This is a genomic window from Pseudomonas sp. G5001 (genome assembly GCF_013385475.1).
Taxonomy (GTDB): domain Bacteria; phylum Pseudomonadota; class Gammaproteobacteria; order Pseudomonadales; family Pseudomonadaceae; genus Aquipseudomonas.
Map to the genome: position 1 here is coordinate 431,196 of NZ_JACAPZ010000005.1, position 13,895 is coordinate 445,090.

The following is a 13,895-nucleotide window of genomic DNA, read 5'->3' on the forward strand; positions in this document are numbered from 1 at the left end:
GTCTCACATAGCAGGGGTTTTAAGGCCGTTTCGACGGCCTTTTTTTATGCCTGCGATTTAGTCGGCAGCATATGCATTTAAAGAATAAACAAATGAAAAAATAAGATTTATAGATATATAAATTGGCTGATATGGTCTGTCCCATCTTGGCGCCATCGCCACATAGCGAACCGCCGACACTTTCCAAAGGAATTTCCTACATGCTGGTCGTAACACTTGGTGGTAGCCCCAGCCAACGTTCCCGGTCCGGGGTCTTGCTGGATCACACCCGCAACTGGTTGCAGCAACAAGGCGTGGAAGTGGTGAGTTATCAGATACGGGACTTCCCGGCCGAAGACTTGCTGCACGCGCGGTTCGATAGCCCGAAAATCATCGACCTGTTGCAGCAAGTGGCGAACGCCGATGGCCTGGTGATCGCCACGCCGGTGTACAAGGCTTCGTTTTCCGGCGCGCTGAAAACCATCCTCGACCTGCTGCCTGAACGCGCCCTGGCCCACAAAATAGTGTTGCCGATGGCCACCGGCGGCAGCATCGCCCACATGCTCGCGGTGGACTACGCGCTGAAGCCGGTGCTGTCGGCATTGAAAGCCCAGGAATTGCTCCACGGGATTTTCGCCGAAGACAGCCAGATCGCCTACGGCGAAGGCAGCGCCCAGGCGCAACTGGTGCCGGTGCTGGAACAACGCTTGAGCGAGGCTTTGGAGACGTTCTACAGCGCCATGGCCCGCCGCCCGAAACCCCTTGACCCCAATGTGTTGAATGAACGTTTGTTGAGTGCTCGCTGGAGCATTTAAGCCTTACCCAGCTTTACCTGAATTCGACAAGTACTACTCACCTTACTCAGCCGCCAACGGCCAAGCAGGTGCAGCCAACCCCCTAATCGTATATTTGGAGAGAGCGCCATGCGCACTGTCATCTTGCGTCGTGGTCTGGTCGCACTGTTTGCTGCGGCTGTGTCCTTCGGTGCCATTGTTCAAGCCCAGGCCGCCGAAACCTTGCGGATCGGCTATCAGAAATACGGCACCCTGGTGCTGCTCAAGGCCAAGGGTTCGCTGGAAAAGCGCCTGGCCGAGCAGGGCGTGCAAGTGCAATGGACCGAGTTTCCCGGCGGCCCGCAGCTGCTGGAAGGATTGAACGTAGGCTCCATCGACTTCGGCGTGACGGGTGAAACCCCGCCAGTGTTCGCCCAGGCTGCCGGTGCCGATCTGCTCTACGTCGCCTATGAACCGCCGGCGCCTACCAGCGAAGCGATCCTGGTACCGAAAGACTCGCCGATCAAATCGGTGCAAGACCTCAAGGGCAAGAAAGTCGTCCTCAATAAAGGCTCCAACGTGCATTACCTGCTGGTACGTGCCCTGGAAGATGCCGGCCTGAAATACACCGACGTGCAGACCGTGTTCCTGCCGCCCGCCGATGCCCGCGCCGCGTTCGAGCGTGGCAGCGTCGATGCCTGGGTGATCTGGGACCCGTACCAGGCAGCCGCCGAGAAGCAACTGCAAGCCCGCACCCTGCGTGACGGCACCGGCATTGCCGACAACCATCAGTTCTACCTGGCCACCAAGCCGTACGCCGAAAAACACCCTGAAGTGATCAAGACGCTGGTGGAAGAAGTCCGCGCCGTGGGCGAATGGTCCAAGGCCAACCCGGAACAAGTCACCGAACAAGTTGCTCCGCTGCTGGGCCTGCCGGCCGACATCACCCTGACCTCGGTAAAACGCCAGGGCTACGGTGCGCAGTTCCTGACGCCAGAAGTGATCGCGGCGCAGCAGAAAATCGCCGACAGCTTCTACCAACTCAAATTGATCCCCAAACCCTTGAGCATCAAGGACGTGATCTGGACACCACCTGCCGCCGTTGCCAAAGCGCCGTAATCCGACTTCTTCAGGAGACAACTCCATGAGCCTCAATATTTTCTGGTTTCTGCCTACCCACGGCGACGGCCATTACCTTGGCACCGCCGAAGGCGCTCGCGCCGTAGACCACGGTTATCTGCAGCAAGTGGCCCAGGCGGCCGACCGCCTTGGCTTCGGCGGGGTACTGATCCCCACCGGCCGCTCCTGCGAGGATTCGTGGCTGGTGGCGGCGTCGCTGATCCCGGTGACCCAACGCTTGAAATTCCTTGTCGCGCTGCGCCCCGGGATCATTTCCCCGACGGTGGCTGCGCGTCAGGCCGCGACCCTGGATCGTCTGTCCGGCGGCCGGGCGTTGTTCAACCTGGTGACCGGTGGAGACCCGGATGAATTGGCCGGCGACGGTTTGTTCCTGAGCCATGAAGAGCGTTACCAGGCGTCGGTGGAGTTCACCCGCATCTGGCGCCGCGTACTGGAAGGCGAGACCGTCGATTACGACGGCCAGCACATCAGCGTCAAAGGCGCCAAGTTGCTCTATCCGCCGATCCAGCAACCGCGTCCGCCGCTGTATTTCGGTGGCTCTTCCGAAGCGGCCCAGGACCTGGCAGCCGAACAAGTGGAAATGGTCCTGACCTGGGGCGAGCCTCCGGCTGCGGTGGCGGAAAAGATTGCACAGGTTCGCGCCAAGGCCGCCAAGCTCGGACGTACCCTGCGCTTCGGCATTCGCCTGCATGTGATCGTGCGTGAAACCAACGCCGAAGCCTGGCAGGCCGCCGACAAACTGATCTCCCACGTGGACGATGAAACCATCGCCCGCGCCCAGGCGTCGTTGTCGCGCTTTGATTCCGTAGGCCAGCAACGCATGGCCGCCTTGCACGGCGGCAGTCGCGACAACCTGGAAGTCAGCCCCAACCTGTGGGCGGGCGTAGGCCTGGTACGCGGTGGCGCCGGCACGGCACTGGTGGGCGATGGCCCGACCGTGGCCGCGCGGGTGAAGGAATACGCGGACCTCGGTATCGATACCTTTATCTTCTCCGGCTATCCACACCTGGAAGAGTCGTATCGCGTAGCGGAGTTGCTGTTCCCGCATCTGGACATCGAGCGTCCCGAGTTGCCGAAAGGCGCCGGCTACGTCAGCCCGTTCGGCGAAATGGTCGCCAACGACATTCTTCCCAAAGCTGCGTCCCAGAGCTGAGGCGCCGCCATGAACCTTGAAAAGTTAAGTCATCGATTGGCGCCCTGGGCGCTGCCGATCCTGTTACTGGCGGTATGGCAGCTGTCCGTCTCGGCCGGCTGGTTGTCGACGCGCATTCTGCCGGCACCCAGCGCGGTGATCGAAGCGGGTGTCAGCCTGGTGCGCAGCGGCGAAATCTGGACCCACCTGGCCATCAGCGGCTGGCGTGCGGGCCTGGGCTTTGTGATCGGCGGCAGCATCGGCCTGACCCTGGGGTTTATCACCGGCCTGTCGACCTGGGGTGAACGCCTGCTGGACAGCTCGGTGCAGATGATCCGCAACGTGCCGCACCTGGCGCTGATCCCGCTGGTGATCCTGTGGTTCGGCATCGACGAGACGGCGAAGATATTCCTGGTCGCCCTCGGCACACTGTTCCCGATCTATCTCAATACTTACCACGGCATCCGCAACGTCGACCCGGCGCTGGTGGAAATGGCCCGCAGTTATGGCCTGTCCGGTTTCAGCCTGTTTCGCCAAGTGATTTTGCCGGGCGCCTTGCCTTCGATTCTGGTGGGCGTGCGCTTCGCGCTGGGCTTTATGTGGCTGACGTTGATCGTCGCGGAAACCATCTCCGCCAGTTCCGGTATCGGCTACCTGGCGATGAACGCCCGGGAATTCCTGCAGACCGACGTGGTGGTTCTGGCGATCGTGCTTTACGCGGTCCTCGGCAAGCTGGCAGACCTGGCGGCGCGAGGCCTGGAGCGAGTCTGGCTGCGCTGGCACCCGGCTTATCAAGTGAATAAAGGAGGTGCGGCATGACCGCTCAACAACCTCCACGCCTGCTGCGGGGCATTCCCCTGGCAGTGCGCAAGTTGCGCAAGGCTTTCGGCGCGCGGGAAGTGCTGAAGGAAATCGACCTGCATATTCCCGCCGGTCAATTCGTGGCGGTCGTGGGCCGCAGTGGCTGCGGCAAAAGTACCTTGCTGCGCCTGCTGGCCGGGCTGGACAAAGCCAGCGGCGGCGAACTGCTCGCCGGCTCCGCGCCGCTGAGCGAAGCGATTGAAGACACGCGGTTGATGTTCCAGGAAGCGCGCCTGCTGCCGTGGAAAAAGATCATCGACAACGTGGGCCTTGGCCTCAAGGGCAACTGGCGCCCGCAGGCACTGGAAGCGCTGGAAGCGGTCGGCCTGGCCGAGCGCGCCAATGAGTGGCCGGCGGCGTTGTCCGGTGGCCAGAAGCAGCGCGTGGCCCTGGCCCGCGCCCTGATCCACCAACCGCGCCTGTTGCTGTTGGACGAACCGCTGGGGGCGCTGGATGCCCTGACCCGGATCGAGATGCAGCAACTGATCGAGAACCTCTGGCAGAAGCACGGCTTCACCGTGTTGCTGGTGACCCACGACGTCAGCGAAGCCGTGGCCATTGCCGATCGGGTGATTTTGATCGAAGACGGCGAAATCGGCCTCGACCTGCACGTGGAACTCCCACGTCCGCGGGTGCGTGGCTCCCACCGCCTGGCGGCGCTGGAAACCGAAGTGCTTAACCGTGTGTTGTCGCTGCCCGGCACCCCGCCGGAACCCGAACCTGTTTCACCGCTGCCTACGCAATTGCGTTGGGCTCAATAACTCACTTGTCTTACACAGGAAGAACGACCATGACTATCAAAGCCATCAACGTGCGTAACCAGTTCAAAGGCACCATCAAGGAAATCGTCGAAGGCGACGTGCTGTCGGAAATCGACGTACAGACCGCGTCCGGCATCGTCACTTCCGTGATCACCACCCGCTCGGTGAAAGAGCTGGAACTGGTGATCGGCAGTGAAGTGATTGCCTTCGTGAAATCCACCGAGGTGTCGATCGCCAAGTTGTGATCAATGGTTCGCACAAACCCCGAAGGTGAAAGCCTGTCGGGGTTTTTGTCGTTCTCAAGATTGCTTTCGCGAGCAAGCCCGCTCCCACATTTGACCGAGTTCTACCTTTGGAATACGGTCGAATGTGGGAGCGGGCTTGCTCGCGAAGAGGCCCGGACAGGCAACAAAAAATCAGAGCGCAGCCACCCGCTTGGGCAAGAACGCCGGCAGATAAAGCCCCACATACGCATCAAACACCCGCATGCCTTCCTCGGCCATGCGCGGGGTGATTTGCCCATGCTGATGCACCGAGCGCGCGTAGACGCGGTCGCTCAGTTCCAGGGCCAGGGCAAACACGTCGACATCGGCGGGCAGGCTCGGCACCTCAAAGTGCCGGTTGAACACCTCAAACATCAGGTTTCCCAGCTCCAGGTCGTGCTGGCGGTCGGCCTGTGTCACTTCGGTCAACCCGTGCTGGGCCAGGATCAATTGGCGGGCGGCGGCGTCGTTGCTGTAGATGCTGAGCATGCGCTGCTCCACCACGCAGGATAGGTCGCGCCAGTGCTTGAGTGAATCATGATCGATGGGCGCCTGAATGGCCCCGCGAAAGGCCGCATGAACGTCAGCGGTCAGCGCCTCCAGCAACGCCGGCACGCTGGCGAAGAAGTGATACACCGATGACGGTGGAATCTGCGCCCGCTCGGCCACGCTGTAGATCGACAGGCTGGCCACGCCTTCGGCGGCCAGCAAGGTGCGGGCGGCGTCGAGGATCGCGTCGATCCGGGCCTGGCTGCGGGCGCGGGGTTTGCGAAGAGTGGCAGGGCGATTCATTGAAGTCTCCTACAGGGCAGCGGGCATTGTACGCAGAGCCACTGGATGATCCATACCCTGTGGCGAGGGAGCTTGCTCCCGCTGGACTGCGCAGCAGGCCCAAGACCTGCACCTCGGTTCCGCCTGAAAGAACCCGGTGTTCTTATTGGGGCCGCTTCGCAGCCCGGCGGGAGCAAGCTCCCTCGCCACAACAGCCATAAAAAAACGCCGTAGGCCAAAGGCCTGCGGCGTTTTTTTAGCTCGGCAACCGCTTACACGGTATGCAGGTACCAGTTGTACTCAAGGTCGGAGATGGAGTGTTCGAACTCCTCCAGCTCACTTTCCTTACAGGCGACGAAGATATCGATGTATTTAGGATCGATGTACTTGGCCATCACCTCGCTGTCGTCCAACTCGCGCAGGGCATCACGCAGGTTGTTCGGCAGGCTCTGTTCGTTCTGCTCGTAGCTGTTGCCTTCCACCGGTGCGCCAGGCTCGATCTTGTTGGTCAGGCCGTGATGCACGCCCGCCAATACCGAAGCCATCAGCAGGTAAGGGTTGGCATCAGCCCCGGCCACACGGTGTTCGATACGTACGGCGTCGGACGAGCCGGTCGGTACGCGAATCGCCACGGTGCGGTTATCCAGGCCCCAGCACGGCGAGTTCGGCACGTAGAACTGTGCGCCGAAACGACGGTAGGAGTTGACGTTAGGGCACAGGAACGCCATTTGGGCGGGTAGGGTCTCCAGCACACCGCCGATCGCGTGACGCAATGCGGCGTTCTGCTCGGGATCCTCGCTGGCAAAGATGTTCTTGCCGTCCTTGTCCAGGATCGAAATGTGCACGTGTAGGCCGTTGCCTGCCTGGCCCGGGTAAGGCTTGGCCATGAAGGTGGTGTCCATTTCATGGTCGTAGGCGATGTTCTTGATCAAGCGCTTGAGCAGTACCGCGTAGTCGCAGGCCTTTATAGGGTCGGCAACGTGGTGCAGGTTCACTTCGAACTGCGCCGGGGCACTTTCCTTGACGATGGCGTCGGCAGGGATGCCTTGCTCTTTTGCACCTTCCAGAATGTCCTGGAGGCAGTCGACGTATTCGTCGAGGTCGTCGATCAGGTAGACCTGTGTCGAGTGCGGGCGTTTGCCGGAGATCGGCGAGCGGGGCGGTTGTGGCCGGCCATTCACGTTCTCCTGGTCAATCAGGTAGAACTCCAGCTCGAATGCGGCGCAGATGGTCAGACCGAGGTCGTCAAATTTGCTTACAACTTGGCGGAGTACTTCGCGAGGATCGGCGAAGAAAGGTTCACCTTCGAGTTCGTGCATGGTCATCAGCAGTTGCGCGGTTGGGCGCTTTTGCCAGGGTTCATTGCACAGGGTGTCGGGGATTGGATAACAGATTCGGTCAGCATCACCGATGTCCAGACCCAGGCCGGTGCTTTCCACCGTTGAGCCGTTGATATCCAGGGCAAATAGAGAGGCAGGCAGGTTAATGCCCTTCTCGTAAACCTTGTGGAGGCTGGTGCGTTCGATGCGCTTGCCGCGCACCACACCATTCATATCCGCAATTAGAAGGTCTACGTACAGAACCTCAGGATGATCCTTAAGGAACGCGTTCGCTTCGTTAAGCTGAACGGCACGCGGGGGTACCGACATGATGCAACACCTTTGTTGTTAAAAATATCAATCATTGATCTCTTCGGGTTTCAGTCAACCCGAACGGCATGCCGAAGTCAAGCGAGGCCTTTTTTGCCCTAAAAAAGCGCCGTGAGGGCTTTTTTGGGGCTTTTTGGGGCAATTTTTTGGGATTGGGGCTCTTGGAACCAGCACGTTTGAGCGGGCCGTGTTGTATTTTTTACGGGGGTGTTGTGTAAAAAAATGAACAAGGCTAAGCTCGATTCAAACCCATAACAGCAATAATACCGGGGTGCTTCATGTCTCGCCTGCCGTTAATCGGCGTCACCGCCTGCTCCAAACAGGTCGGTCTGCATGCTTATCACATCAGTGGCGACAAATACGTCCGTGCAGTGGCCACCGCTGCCAAGGGCTTGCCGTTGATTATTCCGTCCCTGGCGGATCTGCTCGACCCGGCCAATATTCTTGACGGCCTGGACGGCATTCTATTTACCGGCTCACCTTCCAATATCGAACCCTTTCACTACGACGGTCCGGCCAGCGCGCCCGGGACTGCTCATGATTCTGCACGGGACCAAACCACTCTGCCGCTGCTGCGTGCAGCCATAGCGGCCGGTGTTCCGGTGCTGGGGGTTTGCCGTGGCTTCCAGGAAATGAACGTGGCGTTTGGCGGCAGCCTGCACCAGAAGGTTCATGAAGTGCCGGGCATGATGGATCACCGCGAAGACGACACCCAGCCGCTGGACATCCAGTATGGCCCGGCACATCCGGTAACCATCTCCCCGAATGGGGTATTGGCAAGCCTGGGCTTGCCGTCGACGATCCAGGTCAACTCGATTCATTCACAGGGCATTGATCGCCTGGCGGCCGGTTTCCAGGTCGAGGCCACCGCGCCGGATGGCCTGATCGAAGGCTTTTCAGTGCCCGCGGGCAAGGCTTTTGCTTTAGGAGTGCAATGGCACCCCGAATGGCAGGTAAGCTCTAACCCGCACTACCTCGCAATCTTCCAGGCATTTGGCAATGCCTGTCGAAAGCGGGTGATGCAACGCGACGCGGATGCTGCGTCAACTTACGCCTGACCTTTAATGGATGTCAGGAAACACAGCCCAGAGGCATTTATGAGTAACAACCTCGACCAGCTCACCGATTGGTTGAAAGACCACAAGATCACAGAAGTCGAATGCATGATTGGCGACCTCACCGGCATCACCCGGGGCAAGATCTCGCCGACCAACAAGTTCATCGCCGAAAAAGGCATGCGCCTGCCCGAAAGCGTTCTGTTGCAGACCGTGACCGGCGACTATGTCGAAGACGACATCTATTACGAATTGCTCGACCCGGCCGACATCGACATGATCTGCCGCCCGGACGAGAACGCGGTGTACCTCGTGCCCTGGGCCATAGAGCCTACGGCCCAGGTGATCCACGACACCTACGACAAGCAAGGCAACCCGATCGAGCTGTCGCCGCGCAACGTGCTCAAGAAAGTCCTCAAGCTCTACGCCGACAAGGGCTGGCAGCCCATCGTGGCGCCGGAGATGGAGTTCTACCTGACCAAGCGCTGCGAAGACCCGGACTTCCCGCTGCAACCGCCGATTGGCCGTTCCGGTCGCCCGGAGACCGGCCGCCAGTCCTTCTCTATAGAAGCGGCCAACGAATTCGACCCGTTGTTCGAAGACGTCTACGACTGGTGCGAATTGCAGGAACTGGACCTCGACACGTTGATCCACGAAGACGGCACGGCGCAGATGGAAATCAACTTCCGTCACGGCGACGCACTGTCCCTGGCCGACCAGATCCTGGTGTTCAAGCGCACCATGCGCGAAGCGGCGCTCAAGCACGACGTGGCAGCCACCTTCATGGCCAAGCCCATGACCGGCGAGCCCGGCAGCGCAATGCACCTGCACCAGAGCATCATCGATATCGCCACCGGCAAGAACGTGTTCTCCAATGAAGACGGGACCAAGAGCGAGCTGTTTCTGCACCACATTGGCGGCCTGCAGAAATTCATCCCCGAGCTGTTGCCGCTGTTCGCCCCTAACGTCAACTCGTTCCGCCGCTTCCTGCCCGACACCTCGGCGCCGGTCAACGTGGAGTGGGGCGAAGAGAACCGCACCGTTGGCCTGCGGGTTCCGGACGCCGGCCCACAAAACCGTCGGGTGGAAAACCGCCTGCCCGGTGCCGACGCCAACCCGTACCTGGCGATCGCCGCCAGCTTGCTGTGTGGCTACATCGGCATGGTCGAAGGCATCAGCCCAAGCGCACCGGTGGTGGGCCGTGGTTACGAGCGCCGCAACCTGCGCCTGCCGCTGACCATCGAAGACGCCCTGGAACGCATGGAAAACAGCAAGACCATCGAGAAATACCTGGGTCACAAATTCATCACAGGCTACGTCGCGGTCAAGCGGGCCGAGCATGAAAACTTCAAGCGCGTGATCAGTTCGTGGGAGCGGGAATTCCTGCTCTTCGCCGTCTGATGCGCCGGGCGCGCCCTTCAAACGGCGCGTCCTCACCTGAAACATCTAGGAGATTGGTATGTCCAGCAACAACCCGCAAACCCGTGAATGGCAAGCCTTGAGCAGCGATCACCACCTGGCGCCGTTCAGCGACTTCAAGCAATTGAAAGAGAAAGGCCCACGGATCATCACCAAAGCCCACGGCGTTTACCTGTGGGACAGCGAAGGCAACAAGATTCTCGACGGCATGGCCGGCCTGTGGTGCGTGGCGATCGGTTACGGTCGCGATGAACTGGCTGATGCGGCCGCCAAGCAGATGAAAGAACTGCCTTACTACAACCTGTTCTTCCAGACCGCCCACCCGCCGGTGCTGGAACTGGCCAAAGCCATCTCCGATATCGCCCCGCAAGGCATGAACCACGTGTTCTTCACCGGCTCCGGCTCCGAAGGCAACGACACCATGCTGCGTATGGTCCGCCACTACTGGGCGATCAAAGGCCAGCCGAACAAGAAAACCATCATCAGCCGCAAGAATGGCTACCACGGTTCAACCGTGGCCGGCGCCAGCCTGGGCGGCATGACTTATATGCATGAACAAGGCGACTTGCCGATCCCGGGCATCGTCCACATCGCCCAGCCTTACTGGTTCGGCGAAGGCGGCGACATGAGCCCGGAAGAATTCGGCGTGTGGGCGGCCAACCAGCTGGAAGAGAAGATCCTGGAACTGGGCGTGGACAACGTCGGTGCCTTTATTGCCGAGCCGATCCAGGGTGCCGGTGGCGTGATCGTGCCGCCAGACAGCTACTGGCCGCGCATCAAGGAAATCCTCGCCAAGTACGACATCCTGTTCGTGGCTGACGAAGTGATCTGTGGGTTTGGCCGCACCGGTGAGTGGTTCGGTAGCGATTTCTACGGCCTCAAGCCCGACATGATGACCATCGCCAAGGGCCTGACCTCCGGCTACATCCCGATGGGCGGCCTGATCGTGCGCGACGAAGTGGTCGCCGTGCTGAACGAAGGCGGTGATTTCAACCACGGCTTCACCTATTCCGGTCACCCGGTGGCGGCAGCGGTAGCCCTGGAAAACATCCGCATCATGCGCGATGAACAAATTGTTAAGCACGTGCACGACGAAACGGCACCCTATTTGCAAAAGCGTTTGAGGGAACTGGCTGATCACCCGCTGGTGGGGGAAGTTCGCGGTGTGGGCATGCTCGGTGCCATCGAACTGGTTCAGGACAAGGCAACGCGCAAGCGTTATGAAGGCCGTGGTGTTGGCATGATCTGCCGCACGTTCTGCTTCGAGAATGGCCTGATCATGCGCGCCGTCGGCGACACCATGATCATTTCGCCACCGTTGGTGATCAGCAAGGCCGAGATAGACGAGTTGGTGACCAAGGCGCGGCACTGCCTGGACCTGACTTTGGCGGCATTGCAGGGCTAAATGCTAGGCTCAGAACGCAGCGCCTGTCGGGCGCTGCTTCTGGGGTGTTAGAAAAGCGGGGCATTGGTTGAAAGCCGGCCCCTGAACTTGCCAGACTGTCGCCCTGTTTTGTCGCCCTTAGACGGGCTGCGAAACACGTTGTAATTAAAGAACGAACGTGGCCCAAAAAAGAAAAAATTGGAGCATGACCGAATGAAGGCATTAGGTTTGAAGAACGCTGGCAAGACCCTCCTGGCCTTGTCCCTGATGGGGGCCATGGCAGGCGCGGCAAACGCCGACGATAAAGTGCTGCACGTTTATAACTGGTCCGACTACATCGCACCGGACACCATCGCGAACTTTGAAAAAGAGTCGGGGATCAAGGTGGTCTATGACGTGTTCGACTCCAACGAAACCCTGGAAGCCAAGTTGCTGGCAGGCAAGTCCGGCTACGACATTGTCGTGCCGTCGAACAACTTCCTCGCCAAGCAGATCAAGGCCGGTGTTTACCAGGAACTGGACAAGTCCAAGCTGTCGAACTACGACAACCTGAACAAGTCCCTGCTTAAAGCCGTGTCCATCAGCGACCCGGACAACAAGCACGCCTTCCCGTACATGTGGGGCTCGATCGGCATCGGCTACAACCCGGAGAAGGTCAAGGCCGCGCTGGGCATCGACAAGATCGACTCGTGGGACACCATCCTCAAGCCGGAAAACCTCGCCAAGCTCAAAGGCTGCGGTGTGAGCTTCCTCGATTCGCCAACCGAAATGCTGCCAGTGGCACTGCATTACCTGGGCCTGCCGACCGACACCCAGAAGAAGGAAGACCTCAAGCAAGCCGAGGCCCTGTTCCTCAAGCTGCGTCCTTCGATCGGCTACTTCCACTCGTCCAAGTACATTTCCGACCTGGCCAACGGCAACATCTGCGTAGCCGTGGGTTATTCGGGTGACGTGCAACAGGCCAAGTCCCGCGCGGCTGAAGCCGGTGGCAAGGTCAAGGTTGCCTATGACATTCCGAAAGAAGGTGCCGGCAGCTTCTATGACATGGTCGCTATCCCTAAAGATGCCGAGAATGTCGACGCTGCCTACAAGTTCATGAACTACCTGCTGAAGCCGGAAGTCATGGCGGGCATTACCAACAGCGTACGTTTCCCGAACGGTAACGAGAAAGCTACCGCGTTGGTCGACAAAGACATCACCAGCGACCCAGGCATTTATCCGCCAGCGGACGTGCAAGCCAAGCTGTATGCCATTGCTGACTTGCCGGCTGCTACTCAGCGGGAAATGACCCGCAGCTGGACCAAAATCAAATCGGGCAAGTAAGCCTTAAAACCTGTGGGAGCGGGCTGGTGTGGGAGCGGGCTTGCTCGCGAAGACGGTGTGTCAGCTAGCGTATGTATCAACTGATACGCCGCTTTCGCGAGCAAGCCCGCTCCCACATAGCCCGCTCCCACCAATTAAATGACAGAAAGTTTTGCCGGATCGGTTTATCGAGGGTAAGTTGCGCGCCGGTTTTGTTGCCGGGCAACAACTTCGGGCCCAACTATTTAAGAGGACCTCCACTTGCCAATTTCTTTATTTCGCAAAGCCTTGCTGGTGGGTGCAGGTATCACGCTGGCTGTCAGCGTGCAGGCCGCCCCGACTGTGCATATTTATAACTGGTCGGACTACATCGGCCCGGACACCCTGGCCAACTTTGAAAAGGCCACCGGCATCAAGCCGGTCTACGACGTGTTTGATTCCAACGAAACCCTGGAAGGCAAGTTGCTCGCCGGGCGTACCGGGTATGACGTGGTCGTGCCGTCGAACCACTTCCTCGGCAAGCAGATCAAGGCCGGCGCGTTCCAGAAGCTCGACAAGTCGCAACTGACCCACTACGCCAACCTCGACCCGGCGCTGCTCAAGCGCCTGGAAAAGAACGACCCGGGCAACCAGTACGCCGTGCCGTATCTGTGGGGCACCAACGGCATTGGCTACAACGTCGACAAGGTCAAGGAAGTATTGGGCGTCGACCATATCGACTCCTGGGCCGTGCTGTTCGAGCCGGAAAACATGAAGAAGCTGGCCACTTGCGGTGTGTCGTTCATGGACTCGGCGGATGAAATGCTGCCGGCGGTGCTCAACTACATGGGCCTCAACCCCAACAGCACCAACCCTGAAGACTACAAGAAGGCTGAAGAGAAACTCCTGAAAGTGCGTCCCTACGTGACCTACTTCCATTCTTCCAAATACATCTCGGACCTGGCCAACGGCAACATCTGCGTGGCGGCCGGTTTCTCCGGTGATGTGTTCCAGGCCAAGGCTCGTGCAGCCGAGGCGGGCAAGGGCGTGAACATCGCCTATGTGATTCCGAAAGAAGGCGGCAACCTGTGGTTCGACGTGCTGGCCATCCCCAAGGATGCCACCAACGTCAAAGAGGCCCTCGCCTTCATCAACTATTTGCTGAAACCTGAAGTGATCGCTCAGGTCAGTGATTACGTCGGTTACGCCAACCCTAACCCAGGGGCGGACAAACTGATGGAGCAATCGATACGCACCGACGAAGCGGTTTACCCACCGCAGGCGGTTCTCGACCGGACTTTTGTCAACTTCGAGCTACCCCCGAAAGTGCAACGTTTGATGACCCGTAGCTGGACCAAGGTCAAGACGGGCAAGTAAGGCTTAACGCTCAAACTATCCAAGGCTGGCCCGTATTGGGCGAGCTGCAC

General features: G+C 59.5%; 13 protein-coding genes. 11 read left to right on the plus strand and 2 right to left on the minus strand.

Going from position 1 to position 13,895, the window contains the following annotated elements; genetic code table 11:
• Window positions 1-200: 200 nt before the first annotated feature.
• From ssuE to HX805_RS03380, 6 genes are all read left to right on the plus strand, one after another.
• Window positions 201-794: an NADPH-dependent FMN reductase gene (ssuE, locus tag HX805_RS03355; RefSeq protein ID WP_003213909.1), complete on the plus strand. Its 594-nt coding sequence runs from the start codon at window positions 201-203 to the stop codon at window positions 792-794.
• Between the two features lie 108 nt (window positions 795-902).
• Window positions 903-1,871 carry a sulfonate ABC transporter substrate-binding protein gene (locus tag HX805_RS03360; RefSeq protein WP_003213907.1) on the plus strand — a complete coding sequence of 323 codons (969 nt, stop codon included), beginning with the start codon at window positions 903-905 and terminating at the stop codon, window positions 1,869-1,871.
• A gap of 25 nt (window positions 1,872-1,896) precedes the next feature.
• Window positions 1,897-3,045: an FMNH2-dependent alkanesulfonate monooxygenase gene (gene ssuD, locus HX805_RS03365; protein ID WP_003213905.1), complete on the plus strand. Its 1,149-nt coding sequence runs from the start codon at window positions 1,897-1,899 to the stop codon at window positions 3,043-3,045.
• A 9-nt stretch (window positions 3,046-3,054) separates the two neighbouring features.
• Window positions 3,055-3,843, plus strand: a complete 789-nt coding sequence (gene ssuC / locus HX805_RS03370; protein WP_008438905.1) for an aliphatic sulfonate ABC transporter permease SsuC — start codon at window positions 3,055-3,057, stop codon at window positions 3,841-3,843.
• Window positions 3,840-4,646, plus strand: a complete 807-nt coding sequence (gene ssuB, locus HX805_RS03375) for an aliphatic sulfonates ABC transporter ATP-binding protein (protein ID WP_008438906.1) — start codon at window positions 3,840-3,842, stop codon at window positions 4,644-4,646. The genes ssuC and ssuB overlap by 4 nt, the downstream gene beginning before the upstream one ends.
• Before the next feature lie 29 nt (window positions 4,647-4,675).
• A complete protein-coding gene (locus HX805_RS03380) occupies window positions 4,676-4,891 on the plus strand; it encodes a molybdopterin-binding protein (RefSeq protein ID WP_003213899.1) in 216 nt (71 codons plus the stop codon).
• A gap of 171 nt (window positions 4,892-5,062) precedes the next feature.
• On the opposite strand, the gene HX805_RS03385 is transcribed toward HX805_RS03380, so the two are convergent.
• Complete coding sequence (locus HX805_RS03385) at window positions 5,063-5,701, minus strand: TetR/AcrR family transcriptional regulator (RefSeq protein WP_177116611.1); 639 nt, start codon at window positions 5,699-5,701, stop codon at window positions 5,063-5,065.
• Between the two features lie 251 nt (window positions 5,702-5,952).
• Entirely contained in the window at window positions 5,953-7,329 is a 1,377-nt protein-coding gene (locus HX805_RS03390; protein WP_003213894.1) for a glutamine synthetase family protein, read from the minus strand.
• A gap of 278 nt (window positions 7,330-7,607) precedes the next feature.
• Between HX805_RS03390 and HX805_RS03395 the strand changes: the two genes are divergently transcribed.
• The 5 genes from HX805_RS03395 (at window position 7,608) to HX805_RS03415 (ending at window position 13,845) form a co-directional block, all read left to right on the plus strand.
• Complete coding sequence (locus HX805_RS03395; protein WP_177116612.1) at window positions 7,608-8,387, plus strand: gamma-glutamyl-gamma-aminobutyrate hydrolase family protein; 780 nt, start codon at window positions 7,608-7,610, stop codon at window positions 8,385-8,387.
• Window positions 8,388-8,426: 39 nt separating this feature from the next.
• Window positions 8,427-9,785, plus strand: coding sequence for a glutamine synthetase family protein (locus tag HX805_RS03400; RefSeq protein ID WP_003213891.1), 1,359 nt, complete (start codon window positions 8,427-8,429; stop codon window positions 9,783-9,785).
• Between the two features lie 58 nt (window positions 9,786-9,843).
• On the plus strand, window positions 9,844-11,208 hold the full coding sequence (locus HX805_RS03405) for an aspartate aminotransferase family protein (protein WP_003213889.1): 1,365 nt from the start codon (window positions 9,844-9,846) through the stop codon (window positions 11,206-11,208).
• A gap of 207 nt (window positions 11,209-11,415) precedes the next feature.
• Entirely contained in the window at window positions 11,416-12,510 is a 1,095-nt protein-coding gene (locus tag HX805_RS03410; protein WP_177009125.1) for a polyamine ABC transporter substrate-binding protein, read from the plus strand.
• A gap of 240 nt (window positions 12,511-12,750) precedes the next feature.
• Entirely contained in the window at window positions 12,751-13,845 is a 1,095-nt protein-coding gene (locus HX805_RS03415) for a polyamine ABC transporter substrate-binding protein (protein ID WP_003213885.1), read from the plus strand.
• The last annotated feature ends 50 nt before the right edge of the window (window positions 13,846-13,895 follow it).

Excerpts from the sequence above, each read along its gene's own strand:
- ssuE (WP_003213909.1), top strand. The coding sequence starts at position 201 with ATGCTGGTCGTAACACTTGGTGGTAGCCCCAGCCAACGTTCCCGGTCC.
- HX805_RS03360 (WP_003213907.1), top strand. The coding sequence starts at position 903 with ATGCGCACTGTCATCTTGCGTCGTGGTCTGGTCGCACTGTTTGCTGCG.
- ssuD (WP_003213905.1), top strand. The coding sequence starts at position 1,897 with ATGAGCCTCAATATTTTCTGGTTTCTGCCTACCCACGGCGACGGCCAT.
- ssuC (WP_008438905.1), top strand. The coding sequence starts at position 3,055 with ATGAACCTTGAAAAGTTAAGTCATCGATTGGCGCCCTGGGCGCTGCCG.
- ssuB (WP_008438906.1), top strand. The coding sequence starts at position 3,840 with ATGACCGCTCAACAACCTCCACGCCTGCTGCGGGGCATTCCCCTGGCA.
- HX805_RS03380 (WP_003213899.1), top strand. The coding sequence starts at position 4,676 with ATGACTATCAAAGCCATCAACGTGCGTAACCAGTTCAAAGGCACCATC.
- HX805_RS03385 (WP_177116611.1), bottom strand. The coding sequence starts at position 5,701 with ATGAATCGCCCTGCCACTCTTCGCAAACCCCGCGCCCGCAGCCAGGCC.
- HX805_RS03390 (WP_003213894.1), bottom strand. The coding sequence starts at position 7,329 with ATGTCGGTACCCCCGCGTGCCGTTCAGCTTAACGAAGCGAACGCGTTC.
- HX805_RS03395 (WP_177116612.1), top strand. The coding sequence starts at position 7,608 with ATGTCTCGCCTGCCGTTAATCGGCGTCACCGCCTGCTCCAAACAGGTC.
- HX805_RS03400 (WP_003213891.1), top strand. The coding sequence starts at position 8,427 with ATGAGTAACAACCTCGACCAGCTCACCGATTGGTTGAAAGACCACAAG.
- HX805_RS03405 (WP_003213889.1), top strand. The coding sequence starts at position 9,844 with ATGTCCAGCAACAACCCGCAAACCCGTGAATGGCAAGCCTTGAGCAGC.